This is a genomic window from Pseudomonas cremoris, assembly GCF_014230465.1.
In genome coordinates this window covers 92102-116435 of record NZ_JAAXCY010000014.1, presented here as the reverse complement: position 1 = coordinate 116435, position 24334 = coordinate 92102, and the positions used below count along the sequence as shown (strand labels likewise).

Below are 24334 nucleotides of genomic sequence, written 5' to 3'. Positions count from 1 at the left end.
TGAATGTATCATTGCCGTTCGACCCAAAAGTTAACGATTCAGTCATTAATTTGCGGCATGAGTGTTATCACTGCCAGCGGCCTACTGCGCACGGGGCGATGTCTTTACTCTCGCACGCCATCCTCCTTCGCTTTTATGAGAACACCATGAACGCTACCCCACACGCTTCAAGCACCATGACCCGCGGGATGGTGATGCTGTTTGCGTTCTGCTGCGGCGCCATCGTTGCCAACATCTACTATGCGCAACCGATCATCGAGCTGATCGCCCCGGACATCGGCCTCACACCGGCCATGGCCAGCCTGATCGTGTCCCTGACGCAAATAGGCTACGCCCTGGGCCTGTTCTTCCTGGTGCCACTGGGCGACCTGCTGGAAAACCGCAAGCTGATGATCACCACCACGGTCGTGGCTATCGCCAGTTTGTTGGGGGCGGCGTTTACCGAGCAACCGAACCTGTTCCTGCTGGTGTCGTTGCTGATCGGTTTCAGTTCGGTGTCGGTGCAAATCCTCATCCCATTGGCCGCGCACCTGGCGCCAGCCGAATCCCGTGGGCGTGTGGTTGGCAGCATCATGGGTGGCCTGTTGCTGGGCATCCTGCTGGCACGGCCTGTGTCCAGCGTGGTGGCCGATCACTTCGGCTGGCGTGCGATGTTCATGGCCGCCGCTGCGTTGATGGCGTTTATCAGCGTGGTGTTGCTGGTGACCATCCCCAAGCGCCAGCCCGATCACAGCGCCAGCTATGGCCAACTGCTGCGCTCGCTGGGCACGTTGCTGCGCAACCAACCGGTACTGCGTCAACGGGCGTTCTACCAAGGCTGCATGTTTGCCACATTCAGCCTGTTCTGGACCGCCGCCCCGCTGGAACTGGCGCGTAACCACGGCCTTAGCCAAAGCGAGATCGCGCTGTTTGCCCTGGTCGGCGCGTTGGGCGCTATCGCCGCGCCTATCGCCGGTCGCCTGGCCGATGCGGGCCATACACACCTCGCCTCGCTGCTGGCCATGCTGTTTGCTGCGTTGAGCTTCCTGCCGGCCTTCGTACACCCGCTGTACAGCGTGATCGGCCTGGCTGTCACCGGCGTGGTCCTGGACTTCTGCGTGCAGATGAACATGGTGCTCGGCCAACGCGCCATCTACGCCCTCGACGCCAACAGCCGCAGCCGCTTGAACGCGCTGTACATGACCAGCATCTTCATCGGCGGTGCCTTCGGCTCGGCGATTGCCAGCAGCGTCTTTGAACACGGCGGCTGGCTGGGTGTGATGCTGGTGGGCAGTGCATTCCCGCTGGTGGCGTTGTTGCGTTTCTTGAGCGCTTCGCGTGAAGCTGCCCCGGTAGCGGCATAAAGCATTACCTGTGGGAGTTGGCTCCCACAGAGTTCACCTCACGAACGCACCAACTTCTCCAACGCCGCGTCCGCCAGGAATGACGAGCGGCTTTTGACCTTGTGCTCCCGCACATACCGGTCGATTCGCTGGATGACATAACCGGGCAAGGTCACATTGACCTTCTCGGTCTTGCCCAGATAGGGCGAGATGTCCAGCTCCAGCATCCCCCAGCCCATCCCCGCGTAGTCTGCGTGGGCGTGATGATTGGCCACCGAGGTTGGCATCGGAATCGGCCCGCCCTCTGCTGCAATCTCTTGCAGCATGATGTGCGCAACTTCCACTGCGGCGTTGTACGCCTCTTCAAAACTGTCCCCGGCGGTGACTGCGCCTGGAATATCGGGGATCTGGATGCCGGTGGCGGTGAAGTCATCGCCCCATTCGATACAGATTGGGTATTGCATGAATGCTCTCCTTAAAAATCAAACAAGCCAGCACGCTTCCGAATGCTTCTGACGGTGCCCAGGGGCAGGTCTTTTTTGGGATGGGGCACCGGAATCGTGTAGGGGTTATAGCGATGGGTAAAAATATGATGACTGCCCGTAACCCGATCCAGCACCCAACCTGCCTCTTGCAGTTCCTTGATCAATAACCTGCTTTGCACCGCCGCCTCCTTGGCCTGGCCTGAATAAAAGTAACCCTAGAGTTATCTTTACTCAAGCACAAAATACGCGAGCCTGACTGACGGCTGTTTTACCGGATATTGAAAACCCATCGACTCACTGCTGGAAACGCATGACACATCGAGGTCGTCGCCTTAGGCTTGAGCACTGCCAAACCAGACAGGAACACCCGATGGACCGCCTCACCGCCATGGAAACCTTTGTCCACGTGGTCGAAACCGGCTCGTTTTCCGCTGCCGCCAAACGCCTGGGCATTGGCCAACCGGCGGTCTCCAAGAGCATTGCGCAATTGGAAGCCCGCCTGGCGGTGCGGTTGGTGCTGCGTTCCACTCGCGGCCTCACCCCGACCGAAGCAGGCCTGGCCTATTTCGAACGTGCCAAGCGTGCAATCGATGAGGCCAACCACGCCGATGATGTTGCCCGTAGCGTGGGTGCCGGGCTGTCGGGCAACTTGCGCGTGAGCGCCGGGGTCACGCTCTCGCGCATGCACATCATCCCCCACCTGGGTCCGTTCCTTGAACAACACCCTGGCTTGAACATCGACGTGATGCTCGATGACCGCAGGCTCAATCTTGTGGAAGAAGGCATCGACGTCGCGCTGCGCATCGGCAACCTGAGCGACTCAAGCCTCACGGCACGGCGTATCGCGCAAAGCCCCTGCCGAATTTTCGGCACGCCAACGTATTTCGAACGTTTCGGCGAGCCGCAGAGCCCGGCTGACATTCTCAACCACCAGGCGGTGATCTACAGCCTGGGGGAGACGATGCGCTGGCCGTTCACGCAAGGCACTCACGAACAGCCCATCGCTGCGCACGGCCGCCTGCGCGTGACCTCTTCCGAGGGCATACGCGCTGGCGTGCTCGCCCATCATGGCCTGGCCATGACCGCCGAATGGATGTTCACCCCGGAAATCGCCAGTGGCGAGGTCAAGGCCGTGTTGACGGACTGGGAACTGCCGCCACGGGACCTATGGGCCGTGTTACCGACGGGACGGATGGCGAGTGCCAAGGCCCGGGCGTTTGTGGAATATGTGGAGCAATTGCTGACCGAGACGCCCTCGGCCAAACCATGACGTTCGCGTGTGGAAGTGGGCGCACCGTCCATATCAGAGCTCCCGACCATCCCACCCCACGGTGACACGGGGCGGCAACGCGCGGCGATGCTCCAGCAGCCACGCATCCAACGTATGTCCCACATGCGTCAGTACGCCCTGCTGCGCCCCCGTGTCCTCGATGCTCTGCAACGCCAACGTCAGGTCATTGTGATTGCGCGGTGCCTGGGGCTGTGGCGGCATTGAACAATCCAGCACCAGCAGGTCCAGCGGTTCGCGGCGCAGCCATGCCAATGTCGCCGGGGGAAGGCCAACGGTGTCGGTGAGGTAGGCGATGCGCCGCCCCTGCCCTTCCAACAGGTAGCCCAACGTCAGCTTGGAATGCTGCAACGGCAACGCAGTGACGCTCAACGCGCCAAACTGCCGCGTCTCGAACTCGCTGAATGGCTGGCTGAAATCGAGGATGCCGGGGTGCTTGTAGAGGTCGGACAGCCCCTCTGGGTCCGCCGGACCATGCACTGGAATCACTAGCCCCTGCCCCCAGCGCAGGTGCAATAAACCCTGGGCATGATCGGCATGATAGTGAGTCTGGAAAATCCCGTTGAAGCTACGCGGTGGGAAACGTTCGGTGAGGTCGGGCAAGCCGCTGTCGATCAACCAGCGTTGATCACCGCATTCGATCAACGCGCTGCACGGTCGGCGCCGCAGGCGTTCATCGCTGCGGGCCAGGACGCAGGCCGTGCATTCGCAGCCGTACACCGGGACTTGCCGCGCGTCGCCGGTGCCCAGCAACGTCAGGCGCATGCCGAGTGCCCATGGTCCAGGCAGCACAGCAGGCGCTCGACTGTGTGTGCCAACGGCCCGGAGTTGTCCAACACGAACAAGCCCGTGCCATGACCGGTGATCAACTCGGCCGTGAAGCGCGCATTGCGCGCCAGGCGCTCCTCGATATCCGCCAACGACTCACGCCCCCGCGCGATCAAGCGCTGGCGCAGTACCGCCTGGTCAACCGTCAGCAGCAACACCAGCGATGTCGGATAGCGCTCGCGGGTTCGCGCCAGGTGCGCACGCGAGCCGTTAACCACTACGTCATCTCCCGCCGCCAACCAATCGTCGATCTCGCGAGGAATGCCATAGCACAACCCATTCGCCCGCCAGCTGAGGGCAAACTGACCCTCGGCCTCCATCGCCGCAAACTGCTCCGGGCTTACACCTTGCGCCGCTTCACCCACAGCCTCCGCCGAACGGGTGATGACGCGGCGCACAATGCGACAACCGCGCTCGGCTAAACGCGGGCGTGCGGCATCCAGCAGGCTGTCCTTGCCCGAGCCGGACGGCCCGATGAGATAGATCAACCTGCCTGCCATCAAAACACCCTCTTCGCTTGTCGCCACACTTGTTGCACTACAGGAAGCCCTTCGCGGCTGCGGGCTTGCACCAGGTCGGCGCGCAGGCCGATGGCGATCTCACCGCGATCATTGAGTCCCGCCGCTTGCGCAGGCGCCAGACTGATCATCTTGACCGCGCGCGACAGGTCGCCGCCGTCCTGTTGGTCGGCCAGCACGAAAGCCGCCTGCAACAGGCTGGCCGGGTAGTAGTCACTGGAAAGTATATCCAGCAATCCCTCGGCAGCCAGGCCGGCGGCGGCCACATTACCCGAGTGCGACCCCCCGCGCACCACGTTCGGCGCGCCCATCAGAACTTTCATGTTCAGCGCGTGGCAACCCTTCGCCGCCTCAAGCGTGGTGGGAAATTCGGCGATGGTCATGCCGTAGCGTGCCGACTCTTCCACGTGCGCCAAGGTCGCGTCGTCATGGCTGGCGACCGACAGCCCGCGCCCCAGGCAATGCTCGACGATGGCCGCACGATACCGGTCGCTGTAGGCCTCGGAGTTGGCCTTTTGCAGCACGATGAACGCGTCCATGGTTTCGTCGTTCAGGTGGTACTTGCCCATGTAGTACTCACGGTACTTGGCTTCGAGCACGAACTGGCGCTGACCCGGCGAATGGTCCATCACCGACACCAGGCGCACCAGCGGGTTTTCCACCAGGTCGCGGAACACGCTGAGGGTGTCTGGATGGCACAACTCACAGCGCAGGTGCAGGTGGTGCTCGGCACGGGTGAGCCCAGCGCTTTCTGCCGAGGCGATAGCATCGAGCATCGCCGGCAGTTTTTTCATGCGGTTGCCCTTGGGGTTCACGTCGCCGATGGACACCGCGTCGAACACCGTGGTGATGCCCGCCGCGATGATCTGCGCGTCGTGGCTGAGCACCGCCGAGGTCGAGGGCCAGTCCACGCCGGGGCGTGGAGTCATGTGTTTTTCCAGGTTGTCGGTGTGCAATTCCACCAGGCCCGGCAGCAGATAATCACCGCCCAGGTCCTGAGCCTGGGGCAACTGGCTGCGGCCTTCGGCGATGCCGACGATCTTGCCGTCGCGCAGCACCACGGTGCCGAGGAACATGCGATCAGCGGTCACCAGTTGGGCATTGCTGAGGATCTGTTCAGCGGGCATGGGCATATTCCTCTTGGGCAACGGGCGTCGGGGTCATGTCGAAATGGCGGTCGGCGACCGCCTCGCGGGCGGCGCGGTCGTGGAAGATGCCGATCAGCGCAGCGCCAGCCGCCTTGGCTTCATTCATCAGCTCCAGCACCACCTGGCGGTTGTTGTCGTCCAGGGACGCGGTGGGTTCGTCCAGCAACATCACTGGCCAGGCCACCATGAACCCCCGGGCGATATTCACGCGCTGCTGCTCACCACCGGAAAAGGTGCCGGGCGCCAGTTGCCACAAGCGTTGGGGGATATTCAGGCGCGCCAGCAACTGTTCGGCACGCGCCTGGGCTTCGGCCTTCGACCAGCCACGGGCCAAGGCCGGCTCCATCACCACGTCCAGGCAGGCCACGCGGGGGATCACCCGCAGGAATTGGCTGACGTAACCGAGGGTCTGCTGGCGCACCTGCAAAATATCCCGTGGCTCGGCGCCCACCAGTTCCAGCCACTCACCGGCATGCCGCACCCGGATACTGCCACCGGCCGGTAGATAGTTACCGTACAGCGTGCGCAGCAAGGTGCTCTTACCCGCGCCGGACTGGCCGTGCAGCACCAGGCATTCACCGCCCTTCACACTGAATTCGACGCCGCGCAACACGTTGAGCACCACGCCGTTTTGCTGGTGCAGGGTGAAGGTTTTCGAGAGGTCACGGACCTCGATCAAGACGTCTGTCATGGCTGCAATACCGAAGACACCAGCAGTTGAGAGTAAGAGTGCTGTGGATCGTCGAGGATCTGATCCGTAAGCCCGGTTTCCACCACCCGCGAGCGACGCATCACCATCAGGCGATCTGCCAACAGGCGCGCCACGGCGAGGTCGTGGGTGACGATCACCACCGCCAGGTCAAGCTCACGCACCAAGCCACGCAGCAGGTCCAGCAGACGCGCTTGCACCGACACATCCAGGCCGCCGGTGGGTTCGTCCATGAACACCAGGCGTGGGCTGGAGACCAGGTTGCGGGCGATTTGCAGGCGCTGCTGCATGCCGCCAGAGAACGTGCGCGGCAAGTCATCGATGCGTTGCGGGTCGATTTCCACCTGGGCCAGCCACTCCAGGCCGGCACCGCGCAGTTGCGCGTAATTGCGCACGCCTTGTGCCATCAACCGCTCGCCGATGTTGGCCCCGGCCGACACGCCCATGCGCAAACCGTCCCGTGGGTTCTGCTCGACAAACCCCCATTCGGTGCGCAGCAAGGTGCGGCGTTCGGCTTCACTGGCGCTGTACAGGTCCAGCCATTCGCCGTCCTGGCTGCGGTAGCCGATGCTGCCCGCCTGGGGTGGCAAACGCCCGCTCAGCAACGAAAGCAAGGTGGACTTGCCCGAGCCGGACTCGCCGACAATCCCCAGCACTTCACCGGGGTACAGATCAAAGTTCACGCCCTGGCAGCCCGTCTCCGGGCCGTACAACAGCGACAGGTCACGCACTTGAAGCAAAGGCTGGCTCACTGGTTGTTCTCCTTGACCCGCTGGGCGCAATACCACGTGTCGGAACACACAAAACTCTGGGTCCCGGCATCGTCCAGAATCAGCTCATCGAGGAACGATTCATGGCTGCCGCAGATGGCGCAGTTGTGTGCCCACTGCTGCACTTCGAAGGGGTGGTCCTCAAAGTCGAGGCTGGTGACCTGGGTATACGGCGGCACTGCGTACAGGCGCTTTTCGCGACCGGCGCCGAACAGCATCAGCGCCGGGCTCATGTCGAGTTTGGGGTTGTCGAATTTGGGGATCGGCGACGGGTCCATCACGTAGCGCTCGTCCACCATCACCGGATAGGCGTAGCTGGTGGCGATGTGGCCGAAGGTGGCGATGTCTTCGTAGAGTTTCACGTGCATCACCCCGTAATCGTTGAGGGCGTGCATGGTGCGGGTCTCGGTTTCCGAGGGTTCGATAAAGCGCAGCGGCTCGGGAATCGGCACCTGGTAAACCATGATCTGGTCGGCCTGCAGCGGCGTTTCCGGGATGCGGTGACGGGTCTGAATGACTGTGGCCTCCGGCGTTGCCTCGGTGGTGGCAATGCCCGCGGTGCGCGCGAAAAAGCGGCGGATCGACACCGCGTTGGTGGTGTCATCGGCGCCCTGGTCAATGACTTTAAGCACGTCATCCGCGCCGAGGATCGCGGCAGTCAATTGCATGCCGCCGGTGCCCCAGCCGTAGGGCAAGGGCATCTCGCGGCCACCAAACGGCACCTGGTAACCGGGGATTGCCACCGCCTTGAGCAGGGCACGGCGGATCATGCGTTTGGTCTGTTCGTCGAGGTAGGCGAAGTTGTAGGCGGCGTCATTCATGGCTCGGGCCCTCGGCCGGTTGGCGCAGTTTGCGGATCAGCTCCAGCTCGGACTGGAAGTCCACGTAGTGCGGTAACTTGAGGTGCGAGACAAAGCCCGCCGCCTCGACGTTGTCGCAGTGGGCCAGCACGAATTCCTCGCGCTGGGCCGGTGAGACGATGTCTTCGTTGTATTCCCCGGCGCGCAGCGAGCGGTCTACCAACGCCATGCCCATGGCCTTGCGCTCGGCATGCCCGAACGCCAAGCCGTAGCCCCGAGTGAACTGCGCAAGCTCGGTGGCCGAGCCGACGAACTGGTTGACCATCTCGCACTCGGTCACCTCGATACTGCCCAGGCAGATGGGGAAGCCCAGCTCTTCGGGATCGATCCACACCTCTACGTCGCCAATGCGGATCTCACCGGCAAACGGGTGGTTGCGCCCGTAGCCACGTTGGGTCGAATAGCCCAGCGCCAACAGGAAGCCTTCATCGCCACGGGCCAGGGCTTGCAGGCGCTCGGCACGGCTGGCGGGGTATTCCAGCGGGTCGCGGGTGATGTCGGCGACGTTGGCGTTGTCGCAGGTTTCGGTCTTGATCAGGCCTTCTTTGGCGAGCAAACCGAGCACCCGCGGGCAGGCGTCGATGTGCGCATCCGGCGTGGTCTGCGGACCGGGGTAGTCACCGTCGGCGAGCAACGCGAAATCCAGCAAGCGGTGGGTGTAGTCGAACGTCGGGCCGAGCAATTGGCCGCCGGGCACGTCCTTGAAGGTGGCCGACAAGCGCCGGCTCAGCAGCATTTGCGAAGTATCAATCGGCAGGCTCGGGCTGAAGCGCGGCAGCGTGGTGCGGTAGGCGCGCAACAGGAAGATCGCTTCCACCAAATCCCCCGCCGCTTGCTTGATTGCCAGCGCGGCGAGTTCCTCGTCGAACAGCGAGCCTTCGGTCATCACCCGCGCCACGGCCAACGGCAGCTGCTGGCGGATTTGCGTCACGCTCAGTTCAGGAACGGCGGTATCACCCCGGCGTTTTTTCGCCAGCAGGCGGTGGGCATTGTCGATGGCTTGCTCGCCACCTTTGACGGCTACGTACATCAGGTGCGCTCCTCTGCGACACGGCTGCTACGGGGCAAGCCGATCAGGTGATGGCCGGCGCTGAACAACACATCCAGGCCACGGGGGAAGGCTTCACGGCGCTGGCGCTCTTGCCAGAAGGCTTGTGGCACCGGCAGGTTCACCCGGCGCTGGGCCTTGATGCCGGGGCCGGACCAGGAAAGGTTGCGGCCGGCTTCCAGGTCGGTGAGCTGGACGAGCAAGGTGCAGGACTGGTCGGGGTAACGGTCATTGCCATGGTCGAAGCCGCTGAGGTCGAGCAGGTCCGCCTCCCCCAGCAACGCGAATACCGCGTCCTCACGCGTGAGGGTCAGTGGGCAGCCGCAATGGAAGGCCAGGTTGGCGCGAATCAGCGGTGTGTCGAAACTCGGTGCCAGCCACAGCGGCGTGTCCACATCCAGCAACGCGAGGCACAGGGCATAGGTGGCAGGCGCCAGTCCGTCGAGGCGCGGCGCAGACGGCAGGTGCTGGATCAATCCGGGTTCGGCCAAGGCCTTGAGGGCCGCGCGAAAACCTCGCTGGGCGTCCAGTACTGGGTCGACGAAAGCCGGTTGCAGCAGGTGTGCGTTCATCAGTTTTCTCCTCGCACAAGCGTGAAAAACTCGACTTTGGTGGCGGCGGTTTCGGCTTCTTTTTGCGCGCGACGTGTGGCCTGGGTATTGGCCAGCGTGGTGATCAATTCGCTGAGCCAGAGACTCGGCTGGCTGCCCTGCAGATGCGCATCGGCCAACGCGGCCAGTTCGGCGTGGACCTTGTCGCGCCCGGCCAGGTAGCTGTAGCCGGTGCGACCGTCGGCCAGGCGCACTACGCAGCGGGTCACGCTCATTTCGCCGACGTTGAACGCCGCACCCTCGCCGCCCATGCGGCCGCGCACCAGGGTCATGCCAATTTCCGGGGCGCGGATCACGTGGTACTCGGCGTCTTTCAAGGCGGCTTCATGGGGTAGCAATTCACTGAGCTGGGCGCGGGCAAGCACGCCAATCCAATGCTGACGCGGGGACAGATTCATCGGGGTCTCCATTCAAGTCACCACTTGGTACTGGAAGCGATCCGAACGGCTGGTGGACTGCGCCAGCTCCACTGGGTGGCCATCGCGATCGCGGGAAAGAGTGAATACGGTGAGGGCCGGCAAGTGCCGAGGCATCATCAGCAGCGCGGCTTCATCACGGTTGGGCAGGCGCGCACCGATCAGGCTGTGGGTGCGGGTCAGCGGCAGGTCACGTTCACGCAGGTACTGGCGCAAGGAACCACCGGTGTAGTCGGCCAGCAACGGCGCACGGCTGGCGCAGTAGCGATGGCGGATCAGGCTGACGGGCTGGTGATCGAGCTTGCGCAGGGTTTGCAGCTCGATCATCGGCGCCATCTCCGCGATGCCCAGTTGCAGCGCCTCGTCGCGGCTGGCGTAGCAGTAACGACGCTTGAGTAACACCGCCTCGACGCCGACGCCCTGGGCCGACAATGACTGGCTGTAGGACGTCTCGGCGCCCATTGGGTAAATCAGCGGGCGGTCAAGCACTTGGGTGCCCTTGCCCTGGCGGCGCAACAGGCTGCCTTCGAATACCAACTCATCGATGGCGCGGCGCAAGGTATGACGGTTGACGCCAAAGCGTTCGGCCATGTGCACCTCGCCGGGCAGGAACTCGCCGGCGCTGTAGCTGGCCAGTTCACGGCGCAGGATATCCGCGAGCTCGCGGTACACCGGCTCTTCTTGTCTAGACAACTGCATACTTAAAAAAAGCGCCTCGCGGGCACCCCTCCGTCGTCAGATGAACTGCTTGCGCAGGCGTTGGGACAGCACGTCGATACAACTCACCACCACGATGATCACCAGCAGCACCGCGCAGGTCTGGACGAATTGGAACGCGCGGATGTTTTCCCACAGGATCACGCCGATCCCGCCGGCACCGACCATGCCCACCACCGTGGCCGAGCGCACATTGGCTTCGAAGCGGTACAGCGCGTAGCTCACCCACAGCGGCATGACTTGAGGGATCACGCCGTAGATCACTTCTTGCAAGGCGCTGGCACCGGTGGCGCGCACGCCTTCGACGGGGCCAGGGTCGATGGCTTCGACGGCTTCGGCAAACAGCTTGGCGAGCACGCCCGTGGTGCTGATCCACAACGCCAGGACACCGGCGAAGGGACCGAGGCCGACAGCGACCACAAACAACATGGCGAACACCATTTCATTGATCGAGCGGAACGCGTCCATCACGCGGCGCAAGGGCTGGTGCACCCACCACGGGGTGATGTTGTCGGCGCACAAGATGCCCAGCGGCACCGAGCAGACAATCGCCAATACCGTGCCCCACAAGGCGATCTGCACGGTGACGATCATCTCCTTGAGGTAGGAGCGCCATTCGTGGAAGTCCGGCGGGAAGAAGTCGGCGGCGAAGGTCGCCATGTTTCCCGAGTCGCGGTACAGCGCCAGCGGGTTCATTTCCGCGCCGTGCCAGGCCCAGGCCAGCAGGACCAGGAACAGGCCCCAGCCGAGGTATTGCGGCCAGGTGCGTTTGCCCACGGCTTCAGCGTGCAGAGTTGTCATGGTGGTCCTCGATCTGAATGTGGGAGCTGGCTTTTGTGGGAGCGGGCTTGCTCGCTCCCACACAAAGCCCGGTTCCCACAGGGGTTAGCCGTTTGCTGCCGTTTTCTTGTCGAGCTCAGAGATGCGTTGCTGCAGCTTCGCCAGGTCGGCATCGATATCGGCGAGCTTCTTGGCCTTGTCCGCCGCTTCCAGCTTGTCGTCGGCACTGATGGTGGTGCGCTGCTTGAACAGCTCCAACTGGCGGATCGGCAACAACTGGTCGTCGTTGGAGGCGAGGAATTTGCCCAGTTGCATGTTCTTCAACACCGCCTTCTCTTCATCGGTGTCGCCGTAGTGGGCGAAGAAATCGCGGATCTTGGTTTTCTCGCTGTCACTCAGCGCCTTGCTCCACACCATCGGGTCGGCGGGGATCAGCGGCGACTTCCAGATCACCTTGAGCATGGCGGCCTTGTCTGGCTGGGTGACTTCCAGGCGGTCCCAGCTTTCGGTGTTGAATGTGGCGACATCCAACTGCCCCTTGGCCACGCTCAAGGCGTTCACTTCATGGCTGGAGTTGAGGGTGCGTTTGAACGCGGTGGCGGCATCGACATTGTTCTTGGCGAACACGTAGTAACCGGGCACCAGGTAGCCCGAGGTGGAGTTCGGGTCACCGTTGCCAAAAGTCAGGTTCTTGGCGTTCTTAAGCATGTCGTCGACGTTGTTGATCGGGCTGTCCTTACGCACGATCAACACGCTCCAGTAACCGGCGGCGCCGTTGGCGGCAGCGGTCTGGGCAAAGATCTCGCCGTTGGAGCGGTCCACTGCTTCCATCGCCGCCTTGTTGCCGAGCCAGGCCACATCGACCTTGTTAAAGCGCATGCCCTGGATCAGGCCGGCGTAGTCGGAGGCAAACGTAGCGTTGATGGTCAGGCCGGTCTTCTTGTGCATGTCATCCAGAAACGGCTGCCAGATGCTCTTGAGGTTCTGCGAAGACTCGGTGGACATGATGCCGAAGTTGATCGCCTTGTCAGCCGCCTGGGCATTGCCCATCGCGACACTGGCCAGCAACACCGCAGACAGAAAAACGTGACCGATACGGTTCAACATGGAATGGATTCCTGTGGGTCGTGGGTAGGGTTTCAAGCGCGCGCCAGGGCCAGCCGAGGGGTGACTTCGGTACGACGGGTCTGGTCGGAAAACATCAGGCTGGTGTCCACATCGGCACCGTACAAATCATTGAGGAAGTGACTGCTCATGGCGCTGCCCTGCCCGTCGAAATGAATGCGACCGCCCTTGAGCGCCACGGCTCGGGGGCAATAGCGCATGGCGTAATCGACTTGATGCAGGGTCACCACCACGGTCTTGCCGTCGCGGCGATTGATGTCGGCGAGGATCTCCATGACCTTGCGCGCCGACTCCGGGTCCAGGGAGGCGATGGGTTCGTCGGCGAGGATCACTTCAGCACGCTGGGTCAACGCCCGGGCTATCGCAACGCGCTGTTGCTGGCCGCCGGACAAGGTGGATGCACGTTGCGCGGCCAGGTCGGCCAGGCCCACGCGGGCCAGCGACTCCAACGCGAACGCCTTCTCTTCGGCATTGAACAAGCCCAGGTTGCCGCGCCAGCGCGGCATGCGGCCCAGGCAACCGAGCAGCACGTTGTCGAGCACGCTCAGGCGGTTGACCAGGTTGAATTGCTGGAAGATGTAGCCAATGTCTGCGCGCAGCCGCCGTACCTTGCCATTTAAGCGGCCACTGGCCTGCACCTCCCGGCCCAGCACCTTGACGCTGCCACCGTTGCCCTTGTCGCAACACGCCAAGCCCGCCAAGTGGCGCAGCAGCGTGGACTTGCCGGAACCGGAAGCGCCGATCAGCGCGACCATCTCGCCGGCGGCAATGGTGAGTTCGAGGTCGACCAACGCGGATTTCTTCGCAAAGGTCTTGTTCAAGTGATCGACATGGATAGCGTGAGTCATGGGCTTCTCTGTCTTGTTTGAACAGCCGGGGACGGCTGCGGTTGAGTTCAAACGACAGTAGGCGCGGGCTGTGTCAGCCCTATGACTTGCACATGACTACAGGAGGGCGGTTGGATGAAGGTTTTATGAAAGGTTGGACAAAGCGCATCGCATTGATTGGGCAAGCTGCACTTGCGATTTTGCGGAACACGTCAGAACTTTTTCCTACTGACCCTCCTTGGTCCGTTAAGCATTATCCCGAACGAGTTGCCCGCAGGCAGGCATACCCCTACCGGGTTTCCATCCCCCGGTCGCCCCGCCTGTGTGCAACTCAACCTTCGTGTCCGTTCACCCCCTCACCCATGCAGGCAAGCACATGCCGAATCCAATACAAGAACAGATAAGGGATACCGCCCAAACCGAGGCAACCAAGGAGGATATGCTCTTCGCCACCTTGGCCGGGCTGGCTGGATTTCACGCCAGCATGTCGGCCATAGGTCTTGCCCGCAGCTATATGAAAGTCTGCGATAAAAGCGGGTTAAAGATGAACCCATACTTTGTCCAGACCGGCAAATGCGGCCCTTCGCCGAAAACCGACAGGATGCTTGCCAACCGCAAGCTGAAGGGGCTGGGGGTCGCTGGAGCCCGGGTTGGGCTTGCGGCAGTAAGGCCGGCTATCGCGCCGATCCCAACGCCCCTGGGTACCGTGCTGCACACGTCGGCAACTGCGTCGACGGGTGTGCATCTGCGTAAGCTTTCCAAACTGCTTGGCGCCTACACACCCTTTGCAACCGGTGACGAGCAAATGGCAATGGCGGTCAAGTGGCTGCAACTGGCCATCGAAGTGAAGCTGCGCAAACTGGCGTTTCGAGGCACCGAAGCGGCACTGGCGACTACGTCGACGATTCTGTCGTTTACGGGTGTCGGCCTCATTGGGACCCTACCGATCATCATGGTCAGCGTCCAACTTGAACTTGCCCGACTGGGTATCAGCAATAAATACGGCGTGCTGTGCAAGATCGCCGCGATGGAGTTGCAATGGGCGGCGTTTCTTGAAGTGAATGGCGACAGCGCAACGATGCCAACCATTAATAATCCGCTGCTCCACCAAGGCGCGGATATCAAGGCGCTGGAACAACGCACGACTTTGCTCGGCGCGGCTATTACCCAACAAACGCGCAGACGCGGGCTCGACGCTCAAACAGGCCACAAAGGATTGGGGCCGGCCACGCGAATCATCAAGGAAATCATGGCCAAGCACACGCTCCAAGGGCAGTTTGTGGCGGGGCATGACTACCTGGCGATGATCGACGAGCCAGCGGGTTGGAATGCGATTGCGGCCAAGCTGATGAACATTTGAAAAAAAAGGCGACCCTTAGGTCGCCTTTTTTCATTGCGCGTACTTTTTGCTCAACCCCGGCGGCACGCCCTGCACGTTGGTTTCTTCCCACGGGCCGTTCGGGCTGATGGAGCGGCTCCAGCCATTGCTCCAGCGGTAGTAGGTGCGCTGGCGGTAGAAGGTGTCGGGCTGGTCGTCCAGCACGTAGACCTTCATGGTGCCGTCCCAGTGGCTCGCCGCGCCCGGTGGCGGGGCGAAGGTCGGCGACGAGGTCGGGACTGGTTTAGGCGGCGGGGTCACCGGGCCGGAAGGTTTGGTGGTGGGCTGGGTCGACGGCCCCGACGGCGGAATGGTCGGGCCGGTTGGCGAAGGGGGGGGCCGATGGACCGCACAAGCGCTCAAGCCCACTACCAGGCTGAGCAGGGTGATGCGTGCGAATGCGGTCATGGGCGTTTCCTCGAAATTACTGGTCCGGACTGTCGATGGTCAGCTGCTGCAATGCAGGGGTGGTGCTGGCCAAGGGTTGGCTGCGGCCGATCCACTCGCCAGCGGTCGGAAGGCCGGCCCGGGATATGCGCGCAACCAGTTGGACTTCGGGGAAGTTCGACAGTTTCAACTGCGGCATCATCGCGTCGGCATCGCCCAGTTCGACGGTTATCGGCAAATCGGCAACGGTCACGCGCTTGGCCGCCAGAGGGGCCGGCGGGCCTGCGACGGCGCGGGCAAAGATGAATACGCTGTCACCCGGCAAGGATTTGGCCTTCACGGCGGCCGACAAATCCACGCGGACTTTCAGAACAGCCTTGGGTGCCTGGGCGACCGTGCCACCGCTCTCCTTGAGCTTTTCGGCAGCGCGGTCGATACCGCCTTGCAGCGCGGCGCGGGAGCCGTCTTCCGGTGGTAGCTGGGCCAACAGGCGATTCCAGTAGTCGATGGCCTCCTGGTAGCGCTGGCCTTCGAACGCAGCGATACCCAACAGGCCCAAGCTGGTGACTTCCTTCGGGTCGAGCTTCAGCGCTTCGTCCGTCAGGGCCTGGACCTTGGGCGACCACTGTTTGTTGTCGGCAAAGTACTGCGCCTGAGCCCATTGGCCGAGCAGCTCCGGCTGACGGCCCGCCAAGGCCACGGTGCGTTCAAACACCTTGGCTGCATCGGCAGAACGGTCCTGGGCCATGTAGGCGCGACCGAGGAAGTACAGGCCTTCGGCGGAGTCCGGCTGCGCGGCGGCGGCGCGTTCCAGGCGGTGGGTCATGTCTTCCATGGACACCGGCGGCTGGGAAAATTCGCGAGTCAGTTCGACCTTGTCACTGGCCCCGAAATGCAGGTACAGGGCAACGCCCAGCACGGGCACGAGGATCGCGGCGAACAACGGCAGCGGCTTGCCCAAACGCGATTCGCGGGGTTTTTCCACGCCTTCGGTGTCGGCCAGCAATTCGCGGGCGGCTTCGGCGCGACCGGTGTCGAGCTGGGTGGCATTGAGCACGCCTTCGTCTTGCTGCACTTGCAGCTCGGCGACACGTTCTTGGTAGAGCGCCACGTTCAGTGCTGTGCGGTCCTCTTCACGCTGGGCACGACGCACGCGCAGTACAGGGATCAACAGGAAACTCAGGGCAATCAGTAGCAGCAACCCGGCTGCCAGCCAAAAATCAATCATCAGTCTTGGTGTCCAGCAATTGGTCGAGGCGTTTGCGCTCTTCAGGGGATAGCGCGTCGGAACCATCGGTCGGTGTGGCGCGGCGACGGCGCACGATCACGGCCATCACCACCACGCCCGCCAGCAGCAGCCCGGCGGGGCCGAACCAGAGCAGCGCGGTCTTGCCGGTAAGCGCGGGTTTGTAGCGCACGAAATCACCGTAGCGGTCGACCATGAAGTCGATGATCTGCTGGTTGTCCTTGCCCTCCCCCAGCATGCGGAAGATTTCCTTGCGCAGGTCGGCGGCAATCGGCGCGTTGGAATCGGCGATGTCCTGGTTCTGGCACTTGGGGCAGCGCAGTTCCTTGGTCAAGTCGCGGAAACGTTCACGTTCGGCATCGTTGGCAAATTCGTAGGTGTCGATGGCGGCGTGGGCCACACCGGCCAAGCCCAGGGCCAATACCGCGGCGGCTAACAGACGCTTCATGGCTTGGCCTCGTCGACCAGCGCCTGATACTTGGCCGCCAGTTGCTCGCGCCACACCACTTCGTCGATCACGCCGACGTACTTGTCACGGATCACGCCCTTGGCGTCGATGAAGAAGGTTTCCGGCGCGCCGTAGACACCAAGGTTCAAGCCCAGGTTGCCGTCTTCATCACGGATATCCAGCTGGTAGGGGTTATGGAACTCTGCCAGCCACTTCAAGGCGGCAGCGTTGTCGTCCTTGTAGTTGATGCCGTAGATCACCACGCCCTTCTCGGCGAGTTTGTTGAGCACCGGGTGCTCGACGCGGCAGGAGATGCACCACGTGCCCCACACGTTGACCAACGCCGGTTTGCCTAGCAAGTCGGCCTGGGTCAGGGTCTTGTCACCCTGCACCGTCGGCAGGCTAAAGGCGGGGAACGGCTTGCCGATCATCGCCGAGGGCAACTCGGCAGGGTCCAGATACAAGCCGCGATACAGGAACACTGCCACCACCAGGAACAACGCCAGCGGCACAACCATCAACCAACGCTTCATACCGCCGCTCCCTGCAGACCGAGGGCTTCACGCACCCGACTCTTGACCTTGACCCGATACCGCCGATCCAGCGCGGCCAGCAACCCACCAAAGCCGGTGAGCAAGCCGCCGAACCAGATCCAGCGCACAAACGGCTTCACATGCACGCGCACCGCCCAGGCGCCATCGCCCAACGGTTCACCCAGCGCCACATAGAGGTCGCGGGTGAAACCGGCGTCGATGCCGGCTTCGGTCATCATCGAGCTTTGCACGGTGTACAGGCGTTTTTCCGGGTGCAGCACGGCCACTTCCTTGCCGTTGCGCACCACGCGTACGGTGCCTTTGTCGGAGGTAAAGTTCGGCCCTTCGAAGTGCTTGGCACCTTCAAAGATGAAGTGGTAACCGGCCAGGTCCATGGACTCGCCCGGTGCCAGGCGCAGGTCGCGCTCGGCACTGTTTTGGCTGGACAACACCACGCCCAGCGCACACACGGCGATACCGATGTGGGCGATCTGCATGCCCCAGTAGCTGCGGGTCAGGCTTGGCAGGCCTTTGATCAAACCTTTGTGGCGTGTCTTGTCGACGATATCGCGCGCACCGGCCAACAGCACCCAGGCCGCCAACAGGAAGGTGGCCAGCACCGCCCAGTTGAAATCGCCGTAGGCAATACCGGCGATCACCGCCAGCGCCACACTGCCCAGCAGTACCGGCATGAGCATGCCCACCAGCCATTTCACCGGGGTGTCTTTCCAGCGCACCAAAACACCGACTGCCATCACCACCATCAAAAGGCCCATCAGCGGGATGAACAGCGCGTTGAAGTACGGCGGGCCTACCGACAGCTTGGCGCCGCTCAGGGCGTCCAGCACCAACGGGTAAAGGGTGCCGAGCAGAATCATCGAAGCGGCCACCACCAGTACCAGGTTATTGCCCAGCAGCAGGGTTTCCCGCGACCACAGGTTGAAGCCGACCTGGCTCTTGACCACCGGCGCGCGCAAGGCGAACAGGGTCAAGGAACCGCCGACCACAAACAGCAGGAAGATCAAGATGAACACGCCGCGCTCCGGGTCGGACGCGAACGCATGTACTGAGGTCAATACGCCCGAACGCACGAGGAAGGTGCCGAGCAGGCTGAGGGAAAACGCCGCGATGGCCAGCAATACGGTCCAGCTCTTGAACACGCCGCGTTTTTCAGTGACGGCCAGCGAGTGAATCAGCGCCGTGCCCACCAGCCAAGGCATGAAGGAGGCGTTTTCCACCGGGTCCCAGAACCACCAGCCGCCCCAGCCGAGTTCGTAGTACGCCCACCACGAACCGAGGGTGATGCCGATACCGAGGAAGGCCCAGGCAACGATGGTCCACGGCCGCGACCAGCGCGCCCAGGCGGCATCGAGACGCCCGCCGAGCAGTGCGGCGATGGCGAAGGCGAAGGCCACGGAGAAACCGACGTAGCCCATGTACAGCATCGGCGGGTGCACGATCAGGCCGATGTCTTGCAGCAGCGGGTTGAGGTCATGCCCGTTCGCCGGGATCTGCGGCAGGATGCGGTTGAACGGGTTGGAGGTCATGATCAGGAACAGCAGGAAACCGATGCTGATCATGCCCATCACCGCCAGCACCCGTGCCAGCATCACTTGCGGCAATTGGCGCGAGAACACCGACACCGCGAAGGTCCAGCCGCCGAGGATCAACGCCCACAGCAGCAGCGAGCCTTCGTGAGCGCCCCACACGGCGCTGAACTTGTAGTACCAGGGCAAGGCGGTGTTGGAGTTGTTGGCCACATAGGCGACGGAAAAATCGTCGGTCATGAAGGCGTAGGTCAGACAGCCGAAGGCGAACAGCAAAAACGCAAACTGCCCCCAGGCGGCTGGCTGCGCCAGGCTCATCCATAGGCGGTCACCGCGCCAGGCACCGAGCAGCGGCACCACGGCTTGTACAACGGCAAAACACAGGGCGAGGATCATCGCCAAGTGACCCAGTTCCGGAATAAACAGTGCGGACGTCATCACTTAACCCTCCTTGGCAGGCGTTGGCGCGGACTGGCCGCTGTCCTTGAGCGCCTTGGTGACTTCCGGCGGCATGTATTTTTCATCGTGCTTGGCCAGCACTTCATCCGCCACCACCACGCCCTCGGCGTTGAGTTTGCCCAGGGCGACGATGCCCTGGCCTTCGCGAAACAGGTCCGGGAGGATGCCGCGGTAGGTGATGGTCACGGCCTTGTTGAAGTCGGTGACCACGAAGGTCACGTCGAGAGAATCGGAAGAACGTTTGAGCGAGCCCTTCTCCACCATGCCGCCGGCGCGGATACGCGTGTCCAGCGGCGCTTCGCCATTGGCGATCTGGGTCGGGGTGTAGAACAGGTTGATGTTCTGCTGCAGGGCGCTCAAGGCCAGGGCCACGGCAATGCCGACGCCGGCCAGGATGGCAAGGATGATCAACAGACGCTTTCTACGCAGCGGATTCACTTTTCGGTCTCCCGGCGCAGACGACGCGCCTCTTGTTGCAGGTAACGCTTGCGGGCCAGGATCGGCGCGGCGACGTTGAGGGCCAGCACCGCCAGGCAGATGCCATAGGCCGTCCAGACGTACAGGCCATGGTGGCCCATGGCGAGAAAATCACTGAAAGAAGCAAAACTCATCCGCGCGCTCCCAGGCTGCTTTGCACTTCGGCCTTGACCCAACTGGCGCGGGCTTCACGCTTGAGCACTTCAAGGCGCATGCGCATCAAGAGCACAGCACCGAAGAAGCAGTAGAACCCCAGCACCATCAACAGCAACGGTGCCCACATTTCCACGGGCATCGCCGGTTTTTCGGTCAGGGTGAAGGTGGCGCCCTGGTGCAAGGTGTTCCACCACTCCACGGAGTATTTGATGATCGGGATGTTGATCACGCCAACAATCGCCAGCACCGCGCACGCCTTGGCGGCGCTGTCACGATTACTGATCGCATTGCCCAGCGCAATCAGACCGAAGTACAGGAACAGCAGGATCAACATGGACGTTAGTCGCGCATCCCACACCCACCACGAACCCCAGGTCGGTTTGCCCCAGATGGCACCCGTGACCAGCGCCACGGCGGTCATCCACGCCCCGATGGGCGCGGCGCATTGCAGGGCCACGTCGGCCAGCTTCATCTTCCACACCAGGCCGACAATGCCGCACACGGCCAACATCACGTAGCAGGACTGGGCCAGCATCGCGGCGGGAACGTGGATATAGATGATGCGAAAGCTGTTGCCCTGCTGGTAGTCCGGCGGCGCGAAGGCCAGACCCCAGACCAGGCCAATGCCGATCAACAGCACGGCTGTGATGCTCAACCACGGCAGCAGCTTGCCGCTGATGCCGTAGAACCATTTGGGCGAGCCGAGCTTGTGAAACCAGGTCCAGTTCATTGCTGTTTCCATCACGGGTGCTGCTTGTCAGTGCAAGCAGCTTAGGGTCTTTACTGGCCAACAGTGCGTGGCCAGACCTCATTATTCGCCGACGCTGATCTTCAGGCCGGCCGCTATAGCAAAGGGTGTCAGGGTTACCGCCAGGGCGGTCAGGCTACCAAGCCACAAGAGGTAACCGGTCGCCGGCATGCCCATGAGCGCGGCTTGCAATGCACCGCTGCCCAGGATCAACACCGGGATATACAAAGGCAGAATCAACAGGGCCAGTAACAGGCCGCCACGCTTCAAGCCTACCGTCAACGCCGCCCCCACTGCGCCCAACAAACTGAGGACTGGCGTACCGAGCAACAGGCTCAGCAGCAGGATCGGCAGGCATTCGGTGGGCAAGCCCAGCATCATCGCCAGCAGCGGCGAGAGCAAGACTAGCGCCAAGCCGGAAAAAGCCCAGTGTGCCAGTACCTTGGCCAGTACCAGTAGTGGCAGAGGGTGCGACGAAAGGACCCACTGTTCCAGGGAACCGTCTTCGAAATCACTGCGAAACAGCCCGTCCAGCGAGAGCAGAACCGATAAAAGTGCGGCGACCCACACCAGTCCCGGAGACAAGGTTTGCAACAGTTTAGTCTCGGGACCGACCGCCAACGGGAACAACGCGATGACGATGGCGAAGAACACCAGCGGGTTTGCCAATTCCGCCGGGCGACGGCACAACAGCCGCGCTTCGCGGGCGACCAGCAGGGCGAACACGCTCATGCCGACCACCGGCCCAAATCAAGGTCGCGGTAGCCGACGGGCATGCGATTGAGGGTGTGATGGGTGGTGAGGACCACAAGGCCGCCCCTCTCGCAGTGCTGGGCCAGGTGTTCTTCCAACTGGGCGACGCCTTGTTTATCGAGGGCAGTGAACGGCTCATCAAGTATCCACAACGGCGGGCCCGGCAAATACAAACGCGCCAGGGCCACACGGCGCTGCTGGCCGGCGGACAGGGTGTGACAGGGAACGTCCTCGAAACCCTTGAGGCCCACGGCCGCCAGGGCCTGCCAGATGGCGTCACGGGAAGCCGGATGATGCAGGGCGCTGAGCCAGCTGAGGTTTTCTTCGGCGGTGAGCACGTCCTTGATGCCGGCGGCGTGGCCGATCCAGACCAGGTTGCGCGCCAGTTCGGTACGTTGTTCGTTCAGCGGCTTGCCGTTGAGTCGAACCTCACCGGCCGTCGGCTGCATCAACCCGGCCAGCAGGCGCAGCAAACTGGTCTTGCCGCTGCCGTTGGGGCCGCTGACCTGCACCATGTCGCCGCCCGCCAGCCGCAGTTCGAGGTGTTCGAACAGCAGGCGCAGGTCGCGTTCACAGGAGAGCGCTACGGCTTCAAGAAGAGGGCTGGTCAAAAGATCGCGGGCCTTTACGGTTCAAGTCGGCGGTGCAGCGGCCGTTAAAGAGAAATGCACAATAACGGCTTTGGCGACCGATTTTAGAGAGCTGGATCAAATAGTTGTGTTGTTTTTAGCGCTCTCTTTGCAGACGGGCGGCATTATACATGCGATGCCCTACTCTAAAGAGGGCAATTTCCTTCGAGACGACGCGCGCGATGACCGGTGAGATCAACCTTCCTACGCTTCCACCCGCTCCGGCGGCCGGGCCTGCCCCGCTGCCCCCGACCGGTGAATTGCTGAAACTGCTGGAGCCGCAAATCGGCCTGATCGAGCCGGGGAAAACCGCGAACGCCGAAGTAATCGCCCTGAAACAAGGCGGTGAAGCCTTTCAGCTGTTGCTCAAGTTGACCCTGGACGGCGGCCGTCAGACGTTGGTGCAGGCCAGCAGCGCGCAACCCTTGCCACTGGGCAGCAATGTGGCAGTGAGCCAAACGCCTGCGGGCAACCTCACACTCACCCTGCAGCAAGCCTTGAGCGCCAATGTGGCCGCCCTCACCCGTATCGACACCACCCAAATGCCGGTGGGCACGTTGCTGCAGGCCAAGGTACTGACCACCCAGATGCTGCCCCAGGGCACGGCGCAACCGGCGATCTACCGCTCGTTGGTGACGGTGCTCAACAACGCCTTGGCGGGCGCAACCTTGACCGTGGAAAGCCCACAACCCTTGCGGGTGGGCAGTTTGCTCAGCGCCGTGGTGCAAAACGCGCAAACCCTGAATTTTGTGCCGCTGAGCGGGCTCAAGGATCAACTGGCCGTCACCCAGCAACTCGCCACCCAGCAAAGCCGCCAAGGCTCCCTGGACGCGGTGTTCACCGCCTTGCAAAACCTGCCACGTGGCGACAGCACGTCGGCCGACCTGCGCGCAGCTGCCGACCGCTTGCTCGCCGCCCTGCCCGACCTGGCGCAAGTCAGCAACCCCAAGGTATTGGCGCAGGTGGTACAGAACAGCGGCGCGTTTCTAGAGGCCAAACTGCTCGCCGGGCAAAACCCGGGGGTCCCGCCGCTGGATATGAAAGGCGCGCTGCTGCGCCTGGTCGCCGACTTGCTGCCCGCCCTACCCACCAGTACCAACCTGAATGCGATCCTGGCCGCCAATACCCTGGCCCAGGTGCTGCCCAACTTTGTGCGCAGCCCGTTGAACACCCTCGGCCAGGTCAGCGCCCGCCAGGCACCGGCTGGCTTCCCGCTGCCTGAACGGCTGATGGCCAAACTCGAAGGCGAAGGCGACCTGGAAAACCTGCTGCGCCTGGCCGCCGGTGCCATCTCGCGCTTGCAAAGTCACCAGCTGTCGAGCCTGGAACAAACTGGCACCACCGCCGACGGCCGCCTGCAAACCACCTGGCAGCTGGAAATCCCCATGCGTACGTTGCAAGACATCGTGCCGCTGCAGGTCAAGTTCCAACGCGAGGAACCGGCGCCGGACAAAGACCAGCCCGAACGCAAGGACCGTAAAGACCCCAAGCAGATGCTCTGGCGCGTCGAACTGGCCTTCGACATGGAGCCGCTGGGACCGTTGCAGGTCCAGGCACAGTTGAGCCAGGGCAAGTTGTCGAGCCAGTTGTGGGCGACGCGCGCATTCACGGCGAGCCTGATCGAAAGCCACTTGGGCAACCTGCGCGAACGCCTGGTGACCTCGGGTATCAACGTCGGCGACCTCGACTGCCACCTTGGCACTCCGCCACGCGGGCCAAAAACCGGACTGGAACAACGCTGGGTGGATGAAACCGCATGAAGAACCCGACCCCGCCACGCCAGGCGATTGCCCTCAAGTACGACGGCCAGCAAGCGCCCACGCTAACGGCCAAGGGCGACGACGCGCTGGCCGAGGCGATCCTGAAACTGGCGCGGGAAAATGAGGTGCCGATCTATGAGAATGCCGAGCTGGTCAAGCTGCTGGCGCGTATGGAGTTGGGGGACAGCATTCCCGAAGAGCTGTACCGCACGGTGGCGGAGATCATTGCGTTTGCGTGGACGTTGAAAGGCAAGTTTCCGGTGGGGTATGACCCGGATGCGGGGCCGGTGGAGCGGGATGTGACGGCGCGTGGGGACGATTACTGAATAGTCTCAGGCATACAGAGATCCAAATGTGGGAG

The 24334-nt window shown here is 62.6% G+C and carries 30 protein-coding genes; 5 read left to right on the top strand and 25 right to left on the bottom strand.

The window, feature by feature from the left end:
* Positions 1-146: 146 nt before the first annotated feature.
* Complete coding sequence (locus HF257_RS29010; protein WP_185708851.1) at positions 147-1343, top strand: MFS transporter; 1197 nt, start codon at positions 147-149, stop codon at positions 1341-1343.
* A gap of 38 nt (positions 1344-1381) precedes the next feature.
* Here the strand turns inward: HF257_RS29010 and HF257_RS29005 are convergent, their stop codons facing one another.
* Together HF257_RS29005 and HF257_RS29000 are read right to left on the bottom strand one after the other, a co-directional pair.
* Complete coding sequence (locus HF257_RS29005) at positions 1382-1786, bottom strand: type II toxin-antitoxin system HicB family antitoxin (RefSeq protein ID WP_185708850.1); 405 nt, start codon at positions 1784-1786, stop codon at positions 1382-1384.
* An 11-nt stretch (positions 1787-1797) separates the two neighbouring features.
* A complete protein-coding gene (locus HF257_RS29000) occupies positions 1798-1986 on the bottom strand; it encodes a type II toxin-antitoxin system HicA family toxin (RefSeq protein ID WP_185708849.1) in 189 nt (62 codons plus the stop codon).
* 191 nt (positions 1987-2177) lie between these two features.
* Between HF257_RS29000 and HF257_RS28995 the strand changes: the two genes are divergently transcribed.
* The gene (locus tag HF257_RS28995) at positions 2178-3077 is read left to right on the top strand and encodes a LysR family transcriptional regulator (protein ID WP_185712132.1); all 900 of its coding nucleotides are present in this window, start codon (positions 2178-2180) and stop codon (positions 3075-3077) included.
* A 33-nt stretch (positions 3078-3110) separates the two neighbouring features.
* Here HF257_RS28995 and phnP read toward each other — a convergent pair whose 3' ends face one another.
* The 13 genes from phnP to phnC form a co-directional block, all read right to left on the bottom strand.
* On the bottom strand, positions 3111-3860 hold the full coding sequence (gene phnP / locus HF257_RS28990; protein ID WP_185708847.1) for a phosphonate metabolism protein PhnP: 750 nt from the start codon (positions 3858-3860) through the stop codon (positions 3111-3113).
* Positions 3851-4423: a phosphonate metabolism protein/1,5-bisphosphokinase (PRPP-forming) PhnN gene (gene phnN / locus HF257_RS28985; protein WP_185708846.1), complete on the bottom strand. Its 573-nt coding sequence runs from the start codon at positions 4421-4423 to the stop codon at positions 3851-3853. The genes phnP and phnN overlap by 10 nt, the downstream gene beginning before the upstream one ends.
* On the bottom strand, positions 4423-5568 hold the full coding sequence (locus HF257_RS28980) for an alpha-D-ribose 1-methylphosphonate 5-triphosphate diphosphatase (RefSeq protein WP_185708845.1): 1146 nt from the start codon (positions 5566-5568) through the stop codon (positions 4423-4425). The genes phnN and HF257_RS28980 overlap by 1 nt, the downstream gene beginning before the upstream one ends.
* Positions 5558-6280, bottom strand: coding sequence for a phosphonate C-P lyase system protein PhnL (gene phnL, locus HF257_RS28975; protein ID WP_185708844.1), 723 nt, complete (start codon positions 6278-6280; stop codon positions 5558-5560). Before phnL ends, HF257_RS28980 begins: the two co-directional genes overlap by 11 nt.
* Complete coding sequence (gene phnK, locus HF257_RS28970) at positions 6277-7086, bottom strand: phosphonate C-P lyase system protein PhnK (RefSeq protein WP_185708908.1); 810 nt, start codon at positions 7084-7086, stop codon at positions 6277-6279. Before phnK ends, phnL begins: the two co-directional genes overlap by 4 nt.
* Positions 7047-7889 (bottom strand): alpha-D-ribose 1-methylphosphonate 5-phosphate C-P-lyase PhnJ, encoded by an 843-nt coding sequence (locus tag HF257_RS28965; RefSeq protein WP_185708843.1) that lies wholly within the window; start codon positions 7887-7889, stop codon positions 7047-7049. Before HF257_RS28965 ends, phnK begins: the two co-directional genes overlap by 40 nt.
* On the bottom strand, positions 7882-8958 hold the full coding sequence (locus HF257_RS28960; RefSeq protein WP_185708842.1) for a carbon-phosphorus lyase complex subunit PhnI: 1077 nt from the start codon (positions 8956-8958) through the stop codon (positions 7882-7884). Before HF257_RS28960 ends, HF257_RS28965 begins: the two co-directional genes overlap by 8 nt.
* Complete coding sequence (phnH, locus tag HF257_RS28955; protein ID WP_185708841.1) at positions 8958-9548, bottom strand: phosphonate C-P lyase system protein PhnH; 591 nt, start codon at positions 9546-9548, stop codon at positions 8958-8960. The genes HF257_RS28960 and phnH overlap by 1 nt, the downstream gene beginning before the upstream one ends.
* The gene (gene phnG / locus HF257_RS28950) at positions 9548-9985 is read right to left on the bottom strand and encodes a phosphonate C-P lyase system protein PhnG (protein ID WP_185708840.1); all 438 of its coding nucleotides are present in this window, start codon (positions 9983-9985) and stop codon (positions 9548-9550) included. The genes phnH and phnG overlap by 1 nt, the downstream gene beginning before the upstream one ends.
* A 12-nt stretch (positions 9986-9997) precedes the next feature.
* A complete protein-coding gene (gene phnF / locus HF257_RS28945) occupies positions 9998-10702 on the bottom strand; it encodes a phosphonate metabolism transcriptional regulator PhnF (protein ID WP_185708839.1) in 705 nt (234 codons plus the stop codon).
* A 36-nt stretch (positions 10703-10738) separates the two neighbouring features.
* Complete coding sequence (phnE, locus tag HF257_RS28940; protein ID WP_017136208.1) at positions 10739-11521, bottom strand: phosphonate ABC transporter, permease protein PhnE; 783 nt, start codon at positions 11519-11521, stop codon at positions 10739-10741.
* 84 nt (positions 11522-11605) lie between these two features.
* Positions 11606-12607 carry a phosphonate ABC transporter substrate-binding protein gene (phnD, locus tag HF257_RS28935; protein ID WP_185708838.1) on the bottom strand — a complete coding sequence of 334 codons (1002 nt, stop codon included), beginning with the start codon at positions 12605-12607 and terminating at the stop codon, positions 11606-11608.
* A gap of 32 nt (positions 12608-12639) precedes the next feature.
* Complete coding sequence (gene phnC / locus HF257_RS28930; protein ID WP_185708837.1) at positions 12640-13473, bottom strand: phosphonate ABC transporter ATP-binding protein; 834 nt, start codon at positions 13471-13473, stop codon at positions 12640-12642.
* 418 nt (positions 13474-13891) lie between these two features.
* On the opposite strand from phnC, the gene HF257_RS28925 reads away from it, so the two are divergent.
* Positions 13892-14812, top strand: a complete 921-nt coding sequence (locus HF257_RS28925) for a hypothetical protein (RefSeq protein WP_185708836.1) — start codon at positions 13892-13894, stop codon at positions 14810-14812.
* A 30-nt stretch (positions 14813-14842) separates the two neighbouring features.
* Here HF257_RS28925 and HF257_RS28920 read toward each other — a convergent pair whose 3' ends face one another.
* The 10 genes from HF257_RS28920 to ccmA all read right to left on the bottom strand — a co-directional run bounded on the left by HF257_RS28920 (position 14843) and on the right by ccmA (position 22195).
* The gene (locus HF257_RS28920) at positions 14843-15238 is read right to left on the bottom strand and encodes a hypothetical protein (RefSeq protein ID WP_185708835.1); all 396 of its coding nucleotides are present in this window, start codon (positions 15236-15238) and stop codon (positions 14843-14845) included.
* A gap of 16 nt (positions 15239-15254) precedes the next feature.
* Positions 15255-16445: a c-type cytochrome biogenesis protein CcmI gene (gene ccmI / locus HF257_RS28915; RefSeq protein WP_185708834.1), complete on the bottom strand. Its 1191-nt coding sequence runs from the start codon at positions 16443-16445 to the stop codon at positions 15255-15257.
* The gene (locus HF257_RS28910; protein ID WP_185708833.1) at positions 16438-16911 is read right to left on the bottom strand and encodes a cytochrome c-type biogenesis protein; all 474 of its coding nucleotides are present in this window, start codon (positions 16909-16911) and stop codon (positions 16438-16440) included. Before HF257_RS28910 ends, ccmI begins: the two co-directional genes overlap by 8 nt.
* Positions 16908-17444 carry a DsbE family thiol:disulfide interchange protein gene (locus tag HF257_RS28905; protein ID WP_010211784.1) on the bottom strand — a complete coding sequence of 179 codons (537 nt, stop codon included), beginning with the start codon at positions 17442-17444 and terminating at the stop codon, positions 16908-16910. The genes HF257_RS28910 and HF257_RS28905 overlap by 4 nt, the downstream gene beginning before the upstream one ends.
* Positions 17441-19429, bottom strand: a complete 1989-nt coding sequence (locus HF257_RS28900) for a heme lyase CcmF/NrfE family subunit (RefSeq protein ID WP_185708832.1) — start codon at positions 19427-19429, stop codon at positions 17441-17443. Before HF257_RS28900 ends, HF257_RS28905 begins: the two co-directional genes overlap by 4 nt.
* 3 nt (positions 19430-19432) lie before the next feature.
* The gene (gene ccmE / locus HF257_RS28895) at positions 19433-19888 is read right to left on the bottom strand and encodes a cytochrome c maturation protein CcmE (RefSeq protein WP_105698539.1); all 456 of its coding nucleotides are present in this window, start codon (positions 19886-19888) and stop codon (positions 19433-19435) included.
* Positions 19885-20061: a heme exporter protein CcmD gene (gene ccmD / locus HF257_RS28890; protein ID WP_003172771.1), complete on the bottom strand. Its 177-nt coding sequence runs from the start codon at positions 20059-20061 to the stop codon at positions 19885-19887. The genes ccmE and ccmD overlap by 4 nt, the downstream gene beginning before the upstream one ends.
* Positions 20058-20813, bottom strand: coding sequence for a heme ABC transporter permease (locus tag HF257_RS28885; protein WP_185708831.1), 756 nt, complete (start codon positions 20811-20813; stop codon positions 20058-20060). Before HF257_RS28885 ends, ccmD begins: the two co-directional genes overlap by 4 nt.
* An 81-nt stretch (positions 20814-20894) precedes the next feature.
* Positions 20895-21563 carry a heme exporter protein CcmB gene (gene ccmB, locus HF257_RS28880; RefSeq protein WP_017734375.1) on the bottom strand — a complete coding sequence of 223 codons (669 nt, stop codon included), beginning with the start codon at positions 21561-21563 and terminating at the stop codon, positions 20895-20897.
* Positions 21560-22195, bottom strand: coding sequence for a cytochrome c biogenesis heme-transporting ATPase CcmA (gene ccmA, locus HF257_RS28875; RefSeq protein WP_185708830.1), 636 nt, complete (start codon positions 22193-22195; stop codon positions 21560-21562). Before ccmA ends, ccmB begins: the two co-directional genes overlap by 4 nt.
* A gap of 200 nt (positions 22196-22395) precedes the next feature.
* Here ccmA and fliK point away from each other — a divergent pair, with 200 nt between their 5' ends.
* Together fliK and HF257_RS28865 are read left to right on the top strand one after the other, a co-directional pair.
* Positions 22396-23973, top strand: coding sequence for a flagellar hook-length control protein FliK (gene fliK / locus HF257_RS28870; protein WP_185708829.1), 1578 nt, complete (start codon positions 22396-22398; stop codon positions 23971-23973).
* Positions 23970-24299, top strand: a complete 330-nt coding sequence (locus HF257_RS28865; RefSeq protein ID WP_185708828.1) for an EscU/YscU/HrcU family type III secretion system export apparatus switch protein — start codon at positions 23970-23972, stop codon at positions 24297-24299. The genes fliK and HF257_RS28865 overlap by 4 nt, the downstream gene beginning before the upstream one ends.
* Positions 24300-24334: the final 35 nt, after the last annotated feature.

What these genes read in the sequence shown, in the direction of transcription:
- HF257_RS29010 (WP_185708851.1), top strand. Translation starts at nt 147, where the DNA reads ATGAACGCTACCCCACACGCTTCAAGCACCATGACCCGCGGGATGGTG.
- HF257_RS28920 (WP_185708835.1), bottom strand. Translation starts at nt 15,238, where the DNA reads ATGACCGCATTCGCACGCATCACCCTGCTCAGCCTGGTAGTGGGCTTG.
- HF257_RS28910 (WP_185708833.1), bottom strand. Translation starts at nt 16,911, where the DNA reads ATGAAGCGTCTGTTAGCCGCCGCGGTATTGGCCCTGGGCTTGGCCGGT.
- phnP (WP_185708847.1), bottom strand. Translation starts at nt 3,860, where the DNA reads ATGCGCCTGACGTTGCTGGGCACCGGCGACGCGCGGCAAGTCCCGGTG.
- phnE (WP_017136208.1), bottom strand. Translation starts at nt 11,521, where the DNA reads ATGACAACTCTGCACGCTGAAGCCGTGGGCAAACGCACCTGGCCGCAA.
- ccmI (WP_185708834.1), bottom strand. Translation starts at nt 16,445, where the DNA reads ATGATTGATTTTTGGCTGGCAGCCGGGTTGCTGCTACTGATTGCCCTG.
- HF257_RS29005 (WP_185708850.1), bottom strand. Translation starts at nt 1,786, where the DNA reads ATGCAATACCCAATCTGTATCGAATGGGGCGATGACTTCACCGCCACC.
- phnL (WP_185708844.1), bottom strand. Translation starts at nt 6,280, where the DNA reads ATGACAGACGTCTTGATCGAGGTCCGTGACCTCTCGAAAACCTTCACC.
- fliK (WP_185708829.1), top strand. Translation starts at nt 22,396, where the DNA reads ATGACCGGTGAGATCAACCTTCCTACGCTTCCACCCGCTCCGGCGGCC.
- ccmB (WP_017734375.1), bottom strand. Translation starts at nt 21,563, where the DNA reads ATGAGCGTGTTCGCCCTGCTGGTCGCCCGCGAAGCGCGGCTGTTGTGC.
- HF257_RS28980 (WP_185708845.1), bottom strand. Translation starts at nt 5,568, where the DNA reads ATGCCCGCTGAACAGATCCTCAGCAATGCCCAACTGGTGACCGCTGAT.
- phnN (WP_185708846.1), bottom strand. Translation starts at nt 4,423, where the DNA reads ATGGCAGGCAGGTTGATCTATCTCATCGGGCCGTCCGGCTCGGGCAAG.
- phnF (WP_185708839.1), bottom strand. Translation starts at nt 10,702, where the DNA reads ATGCAGTTGTCTAGACAAGAAGAGCCGGTGTACCGCGAGCTCGCGGAT.
- HF257_RS28965 (WP_185708843.1), bottom strand. Translation starts at nt 7,889, where the DNA reads ATGAATGACGCCGCCTACAACTTCGCCTACCTCGACGAACAGACCAAA.
- HF257_RS28960 (WP_185708842.1), bottom strand. Translation starts at nt 8,958, where the DNA reads ATGTACGTAGCCGTCAAAGGTGGCGAGCAAGCCATCGACAATGCCCAC.
- HF257_RS28865 (WP_185708828.1), top strand. Translation starts at nt 23,970, where the DNA reads ATGAAGAACCCGACCCCGCCACGCCAGGCGATTGCCCTCAAGTACGAC.
- HF257_RS28925 (WP_185708836.1), top strand. Translation starts at nt 13,892, where the DNA reads ATGCTCTTCGCCACCTTGGCCGGGCTGGCTGGATTTCACGCCAGCATG.
- phnG (WP_185708840.1), bottom strand. Translation starts at nt 9,985, where the DNA reads ATGAATCTGTCCCCGCGTCAGCATTGGATTGGCGTGCTTGCCCGCGCC.
- ccmD (WP_003172771.1), bottom strand. Translation starts at nt 20,061, where the DNA reads ATGAGTTTTGCTTCTTTCAGTGATTTTCTCGCCATGGGCCACCATGGC.
- phnH (WP_185708841.1), bottom strand. Translation starts at nt 9,548, where the DNA reads ATGAACGCACACCTGCTGCAACCGGCTTTCGTCGACCCAGTACTGGAC.
- HF257_RS28905 (WP_010211784.1), bottom strand. Translation starts at nt 17,444, where the DNA reads ATGAAGCGTTGGTTGATGGTTGTGCCGCTGGCGTTGTTCCTGGTGGTG.
- HF257_RS28995 (WP_185712132.1), top strand. Translation starts at nt 2,178, where the DNA reads ATGGACCGCCTCACCGCCATGGAAACCTTTGTCCACGTGGTCGAAACC.
- phnC (WP_185708837.1), bottom strand. Translation starts at nt 13,473, where the DNA reads ATGACTCACGCTATCCATGTCGATCACTTGAACAAGACCTTTGCGAAG.
- HF257_RS28900 (WP_185708832.1), bottom strand. Translation starts at nt 19,429, where the DNA reads ATGACGTCCGCACTGTTTATTCCGGAACTGGGTCACTTGGCGATGATC.
- phnD (WP_185708838.1), bottom strand. Translation starts at nt 12,607, where the DNA reads ATGTTGAACCGTATCGGTCACGTTTTTCTGTCTGCGGTGTTGCTGGCC.
- HF257_RS28885 (WP_185708831.1), bottom strand. Translation starts at nt 20,813, where the DNA reads ATGAACTGGACCTGGTTTCACAAGCTCGGCTCGCCCAAATGGTTCTAC.